Consider the following 6,872-nt stretch of genomic DNA (forward strand, 5'->3'; position numbering starts at 1 on the left):
CCCGCTCCCCCCGCGCGGACGGTCCCGGTCGGCCCGGAGCCGGTGGCAGGGTGCCCGCATGGGCGGCTGCTGCGACCCCCGCGGGTGCGAGCGGGTGTTCGACGACCGGTTCGCCCGGCGGATGTCCACCCGCTACCGGGAGAAGGGCCTGGACCGGACCGCCCGCCGGATGGTGGAGGTGCTCACCGGGCGCGGTGTGCACGGCGCGACGCTGCTGGAGACCGGCGGCGGGGTCGGCGAGATCGGCCTCGAGCTGCTGCGGCGCGGCGCCGCGTCGGTGACCGCCCTCGAGCTCTCCCCCGCCTACGAGGACCAGGCCGCGGCGCTGGTCGGGGAGGCCGGCCTGACCGGCCGGGTGCACCGCCGCCTGGCCGACGTCGCCGCCGACCCGGCCGGGGTCGAGCCGGCCGACGTCGTGGTCCTGCACCGGGTGGTCTGCTGCTACCCCGACCACCGGCGGCTGCTGGGCGCCGCGGCCGACCACGCCCGCCGCGACCTGGTCTTCAGCTCCCCCCGCGCAACCCGGTCACCCGGGCGCTCCTGCTCACCGAGAACGCGTCCTTCCGCCTGCGCGGGCGCCGCTTCCGGACGTTCGCGCACCCGCCGGCGGCAGTGCCGGCCGTCCTCGCCCGGCACGGCCTGCGCCCCGCCGTCGTGCACCGCGGACCGGTGTGGCGCGTCGGGCACGCGACCCGGTGAGCACGGACCGGGGGTGGCCTACCGCAGCAGGCTGCGGGCGATCACCATGCGCTGGACCTGGTTGGTGCCCTCGTAGATCTGGGTGATCTTGGCGTCGCGCATCATGCGCTCGACCGGGAAGTCCTGCGTGTAGCCGGCGCCGCCGAACAGCTGGACGGCGTCGGTGGTGACCTTCATGGCGACGTCGGAGGCGAACGCCTTGGCCGCGGCGCACAGCCGGCCGAGGTCGGGGTCCACCTTGCCGCCGGAGTGGCCCGCCTCGCCGCGGGCGGCGGCGACGTAGACCAGGTGCCGGGCGGCCTCGATCTGCATGGCCATGTCGGCGAGCATGAACTGCACGCCCTGGAAGTCGCTGACCGCCTTGCCGAACTGCTTCCGCTCGCGGGTGTACTCCACGGCGGCGTCGAGCGCGCCCTGCGCGACGCCCACGGCCTGCGCGCCGATGGTCGGGCGGGTGAAGTCCAGCGTCCGCAGCGCGGTCTTGAAGCCGGTGCCGGGCTCGCCGATGATGCGGTCGGCCGGGATGGCGCAGTCGGTGAAGTAGAGCTCGCAGGTCGGCGAGCCCTTGATGCCCATCTTCCGCTCCTTGGGGCCCACCGCGAAGCCCGGGTCGTCGCGGTGGACGACGAAGGCGGAGATGCCGTTGGCCCGCTTCTCCGGGTCGGTGACGGCCATGACCGTGTACCACTCGGAGACGCCGGAGTTGGTGATCCAGGCCTTGGTGCCGTTGAGCACCCAGGTGTCGCCCTCGAGCCGGGCGCGGGTCTTCATCGAGGCGGCGTCGGAGCCGGCCTCCCGCTCGGACAGGCCGTAGCTGATCATCGCCCGGCCGTCGGCGATCGACGGGAGCACCTCCTGCTTGAGGCGTTCGGACGCCGAGAGGATCACCGGCATCGAGCCGAGCTTGTTGACCGCCGGGATGAGCGACGCCGAGACGTCGACCCGGGCGACCTCCTCGATGACGATGCAGGTGGCGATCGCGTCCGCGCCCTCGCCGCCGTACTGCTCGGGGATGTGCGTGGCGTGGAAGCCGGCCGCCGTCAGCGCCTTCTGCGCCTCGATCGGGAAGCGGGAGTTCGCGTCGACGTCCGCGGCGTGCGGGGCGATCTCGCGCTCGGCGATGTCGCGGACCGCGGCCCGGATCGCGTCGTGCTCCTCGGTCAGCTGGTACAGCCCGCTGTTACTCACGGGTAGATGTTAGGACGTCCGACCGGTCAGCAGCAGGCGCCGGTCGGGTCGCGGCACCGGGACGGCCGGCACCTGAGCCGCGGGCCCGTACAACCCGGTCGCGATGTCGAGCTTGCGGGCTCGGACGTGCTCGCCGGTGACGGCCAGTGTGCCCGGTGCGTCGGTCTCGAGTTCCGCGACGCCGACATTCCCTGGCGCTAGCAGGTGCCACGCCGAGCCGGAGTCGACTAGGGAACCGTGCTTGACGTCGTAGTAGCCAGGACGGACCGGGACAGCCACGCCCCGGGCACCGACCGCAGAGGCGATCAGGTGGGGGTGGAACCGCGTGCTGAACCACCGCTGATGGGCGGCCGCAGGCACGCCGCGCTCGAGCAGCTCGAACCACGGCACGAAGTGCAGACCTGGCAGCAGCCCGGCGAGCCGGTCGAAGATGCCGCGGTCGACGCGCGGGATGCACTCGAGTACGGCCGTGCGGGCCGGGTCGACGCCCCAGCGGTCGAGGTGGGCAAGGCACTGCTCGGTGAGCCGCTCGCAGCCGGGGCCGTCGAGCAGGTCGCCCTGCACGCACACCACGGCATCCAGGCCGCTCGCCCGCTCGGCGTCCACCAGCGTCGGGATCTCGGCCAGCCACAGGTCGTCACCGGACAGGGTGTCCGGGCGGCCGAGCAGGTCGGCACTCGTGCAGTCCCGCACGTCGACGGTGTCCACGCGCTGGAGGAGCCGTCGCACCAGCGCGACCGTGTGATCGCCGAGCGGGGCCAGCCCCTGGCCGGTCACAGCCGTGCGCGCACCGCGCTTCGCGGCCCAGTCGAGGGCGGCAAGCAGGCCGAGATGCCGTGGCCACACGCCATTGACGTAACCGCCCCCGATCAGGTGGACGACGGTGGCCTGTCCGAAGCGACGCAGCCCCGGCACCCATCGCGGCGCCTGGCCGTGGTCGTCCAGGGCCCGGCCGACGAACGAGGCGACCTCCCAGGCGTCCTCGGACGGGGCCTCCCAACACAGGCGGAACAGCGTGTCGACGCACCTCAACCGGGGGTGGGCCTCGGCCAGAAGTGCCTGCGCCCCCGCGGGGTTGGGGCAGTCGAGCCAGACGTCCACGTCCGGTGCGCGCTCGGCGAGCAGCCGCAGCCAGGTGCGGGTGATCAGCTCGTCACCGAGGTTGGGGTGACCGGCCGTGGAGATCAGGTAGTACACGTCGCCTCCGGATCGAGCTCACGCCGGGCCTTCTCCGACGACGAGCTGTTGACCCGAACGTAAGACGGCACTGACGGTCTGTGAGGGAGGAGACGAGCGAGTCCGTCACGGGTGGGACTGCTGTGTCCCCTCGGACAGTCGTGCCCGCAGGGCCTCGTCCCTGGCGACGACGGAGTCGGCCAGGTCGGCCTGGAACCGCTCGACGGCGGCCTGCAGTCCCGGGTCGCCCGCGGCGAGGATGCGCACCGCGAGCAGCCCCGCGTTGCGGCCGCCGCCGATCGACACCGTGGCGACCGGGACACCCGCGGGCATCTGCACGATCGACAGCAGGCTGTCCAGGCCGTCGAGGCGGTCCAGCGGCCGCGGCACGCCGACCACCGGCAGCGGGGTGGCCGCGGCGAGCATGCCCGGCAGGTGCGCCGCGCCCCCGGCGCCGGCGACCAGCACCCGCAGCCCGCGCCCGGCCGCCGAGGCGGCGTAGTCGAGCATCCGCTGCGGCGTGCGGTGCGCGGACAGGACGTGCACCTCGTAGGGGACGCCGAACTCGGCGAGCGCCTCCGCGGCCGGCTCCATCGTGGCCCAGTCGGAGTCGCTGCCCATGACGATGCCGACGAGAGGGCTGTCGACCAGGGGCTCGCTCACTCAGTGCTCCTCGGGGAAGGCGAACGCGGGGTCGACCACGCCGTCGGCGAGGTAGCGGGCCGCGGCGACGGCGCGGGCGCGCACCTCCGCGAGGTCCTCCCCCAGCGCCGTCACGTGGCCGAGCTTGCGGCCGGGGCGCTGGCCCTTGCCGTACCAGTGCAGCTTGACGTCGGGCCAGTGCGCCATGAGGTGGTGGACGCGCTCGTCGAGGCCCGGCCCGTCCCAGCCCGGCTCCGACGCCCGGCCGCCGAGCACGTTGGCCATGACGACGGCGGGCGCGGCCATCGCCGTCGACCCGAGCGGGTAGTCGAGGACGGCGCGCAGGTGCTGCTCGAACTGGCTGGTGCGCGCGCCCTCGATCGTCCAGTGCCCGGAGTTGTGCGGGCGCATCGCCAGCTCGTTGACCAGGACGCCGTCAAGCGTCTGGAACAGCTCGACGGCCATGACGCCGACGACGCCGACCCGGTCGGCGACCCGGACGGCGAGCTCCTGCGCGGCCAGCGCGGTGTCCTCGTCGAGGTCCGGGGCCGGCGCGAGGACCTCGGTGTTGATGCCGTCGCGCTGCACGGTCTCCACGACCGGCCAGACGGCGACCTGCCCGAACGGCGAGCGGGCCACCAGCACCGCGAGCTCGCGGACCAGCGGGACCCGCTCCTCGACCAGCAGGGTGCCGTGCGCCTCGAGCAGGTCCGCGGCCTCCTCGGCCGCCCCGACGACGAACACGCCCCGGCCGTCGTACCCGCCGCGCGGGGTCTTCACGACCACCGGCCAGCCCACCGACTCCGCGAGGTCGGTGATGCCCTGCAGGGTCTGCACCTCGGCCCAGGCCGGCTGGGGCTCCCCGGCGGCGGCCAGGGCGCGGCGCAGGACGAGCTTGTCCTGGGCGTGCACGAGCGCGTCGGGGCCGGGGGCGACGCGCACGCCCTCCGCGGCCAGCGTCCGCAGGTGCTCGGTGGGCACGTGCTCGTGGTCGAAGGTGAGCACGGTGGCGCCGTCGGCCACCGCGCGGAGCGCGCCGAGGTCGCGGTGGTCACCGATCCGGACGTCGGCGGCGACCAGCGCCGCGGACTCGTCGGGGCCGGTGGACAGCACGCGCAGCGACTGGCCGAGCGCGATCGCGGCCTGGTGCGTCATCCGGGCCAGCTGCCCACCACCGACCATCGCGACCACCGGCAACCGGTCCCGACCTGACCACGAAGCATCCACGGTCGCTGAAGCCTAGTGAGCGGAGGCGACTCCTCCGTCACAGATGTCCCACCGCCCCCCGACGGCGCGTCGACCCAACGTGACCGGATGGTCACCATGCGACATTGACCGTGGCCGCTGGCGCGGCCTTTTCGGCCGGTGCGCGGCTCCGCCTCCGGCCAAGACCGACCGAACGGGGAGCGTGCATGCGTGGGAGACGAGGGGCCGTCCGTGGCCTGACGACGGCGGTGGCGGCCGCCCTGACGCTGGCGGCCTGCGGCAGCAGCGACGACGTTGACACCCCGTCGGCCGACGGCAGCAGCGTCCCCGCTCCGTCGACCGACACGCCGGGTTCCACGCCGACGTCCTCCGCGACCACCTCTCCGACCACGGCCGAGGCGACCGACGTGGCCACGGACGCACCTGTCGAGACGGGACCCGATGAGGACGCGACGGTCGTCGTCACGTTCGCCGGATGGAACACGGCCAGTGCCGCAGTAGAGGTCGACGGCTTCGTCCCCGCCGTGGTCGAGCCCGACGGCGTCTGCACCGTCACCCTGACGAACGGCGGCCGAGTCGTCAGTGTCCAGGTAGCGGCGACCGCGGACGTGACCTCGACCGCCTGTGGCGGCGCCTCCGTCCCCGCCTCTGACTTGACACCTGGCACGTGGACGGCCGTGCTGTCGTACCAGTCCGCGCAGTCGGCAGGGAGTTCGGATCCGATCGAGGTCGTGGTGCCGTGACGAGGCACCTCACCCGCATCGGGACGCTGCTCGTGGTCGTCGCCGCGCTCCTCGTCGTGCCGACGGTTGCCCAAGTCCCCTCGGGCGTGGCACAGGCGGCCGATGCGCGACAGTTCGATGCGGGCAACATCATCTCTGACGCGATCTTCTTCGACGGCTGGGCGATGGACGCGTCCAGCGTGCAACGCTTCCTCGACAGCAAGGGCGCCACTTGTGTGGCCGGCGAGATGCCCTGCCTCAGGAACTTCCGTCAGGACACGGCGACCCAGGCCGCGGACGCCCTCTGCAACGGCTACCAGGGCGTGCGCCAGGAGAGCGCAGCCACGATCATCGCGAAGGTCGGGGCGTCCTGCGGCATCAACCCACGCGTACTCCTGGTGCTCCTGCAGAAGGAGCAGAGCCTGGTCACCCGGACGAAGCCGACGACGTACGCCTACACACACGCGACGGGATTCGCGTGTCCCGACACTGCTCCGTGCGACCCGGCCTTCTCGGGCTTCGTCAGTCAGGTCTACTTCGCCGCACGGCAGTTCGAGCGATACCGCGTCGAGGCCTCCCGCTACGGCTACAAAGCCGGACGGGTGAACTCGATCCTGTGGCACCCCAACACGTCGTGTGGGCGGTCGGACGTCTTCATCGCCAACCAGGCGACGGCGGGGTTATACAACTACACCCCCTATCGGCCGAACCAATCCGCACTCAACGCCCAGTACGGGACCGGTGACGGGTGCTCGAGTTACGGCAACCGCAACTTCTGGCTCTACTTCACGGACTGGTTCGGCTCCACCCAGTACCCCGGGGCCAGCAACGTCTCCGCGGCCTATGAAGCACGCGGCGGGGCCACCGGTCCGCTCGGGTCTCCGACATCCACCGTGGTCTGCGGCCTCGTCCGGTCCGGCTGCTACCAGCACTACACCGGTGGTTCCATCTTCTGGTCGCCTGCTACCGGCGCCGCCGTGGTCAAGAACGCGATGCGTGACACGTGGGCGGCCCTGGACTGGGAACGCGGCGCCCTCGGCTACCCCCGCGGCGACGAGCACTGTGGGCTGGCCGCCGGCGGCTGCCTCCAGGACTTCGAGGGTGGTGCGGTGGCCTGGTCGCCGGCCACCGGCGCTAGGGCAGTGTCCGGCGCGATCGCGCAGGGCTGGGGCTGGACCGGCCGGGAGAGCGGCCCCCTCGGCTATCCCGTCGAGGAGATGTCCTGCCCCGCCGGCGGGT

Annotated in this window: 7 protein-coding genes; 3 read left to right on the top strand and 4 right to left on the bottom strand. The window is 73.1% G+C overall.

What is annotated here, in order from left to right; all coding sequences use genetic code 11:
* Window positions 1-58 precede the first annotated feature (58 nt).
* Window positions 59-775: a class I SAM-dependent methyltransferase gene (locus ACI8AA_RS22705; protein ID WP_457046635.1), complete on the top strand. Its 717-nt coding sequence runs from the start codon at window positions 59-61 to the stop codon at window positions 773-775.
* On the opposite strand, the gene ACI8AA_RS22710 is transcribed toward ACI8AA_RS22705, so the two are convergent.
* The 4 genes from ACI8AA_RS22710 to ACI8AA_RS22725 form a co-directional block, all read right to left on the bottom strand.
* Complete coding sequence (locus ACI8AA_RS22710; RefSeq protein ID WP_457046636.1) at window positions 718-1,887, bottom strand: acyl-CoA dehydrogenase family protein; 1,170 nt, start codon at window positions 1,885-1,887, stop codon at window positions 718-720. The genes ACI8AA_RS22705 and ACI8AA_RS22710 overlap by 58 nt on opposite strands.
* Before the next feature lie 9 nt (window positions 1,888-1,896).
* The gene (locus tag ACI8AA_RS22715; protein ID WP_457046637.1) at window positions 1,897-3,084 is read right to left on the bottom strand and encodes a polysaccharide pyruvyl transferase family protein; all 1,188 of its coding nucleotides are present in this window, start codon (window positions 3,082-3,084) and stop codon (window positions 1,897-1,899) included.
* A gap of 105 nt (window positions 3,085-3,189) precedes the next feature.
* Window positions 3,190-3,726, bottom strand: coding sequence for a 5-(carboxyamino)imidazole ribonucleotide mutase (purE, locus tag ACI8AA_RS22720; protein ID WP_457046638.1), 537 nt, complete (start codon window positions 3,724-3,726; stop codon window positions 3,190-3,192).
* Window positions 3,727-4,896 carry a 5-(carboxyamino)imidazole ribonucleotide synthase gene (locus tag ACI8AA_RS22725; protein WP_457046639.1) on the bottom strand — a complete coding sequence of 390 codons (1,170 nt, stop codon included), beginning with the start codon at window positions 4,894-4,896 and terminating at the stop codon, window positions 3,727-3,729.
* Window positions 4,897-5,159: 263 nt separating this feature from the next.
* On the opposite strand from ACI8AA_RS22725, the gene ACI8AA_RS22730 reads away from it, so the two are divergent.
* Complete coding sequence (locus ACI8AA_RS22730) at window positions 5,160-5,654, top strand: hypothetical protein (RefSeq protein WP_457046640.1); 495 nt, start codon at window positions 5,160-5,162, stop codon at window positions 5,652-5,654.
* Window positions 5,651-6,872, top strand: a 1,222-nt coding sequence (locus tag ACI8AA_RS22735) for an LGFP repeat-containing protein (RefSeq protein WP_457046641.1), incomplete at its 3' end; no start/stop codon positions are given. The genes ACI8AA_RS22730 and ACI8AA_RS22735, both read left to right, overlap by 4 nt.

The sequence above is a fragment of the Geodermatophilus sp. SYSU D01180 genome (assembly GCF_054050415.1).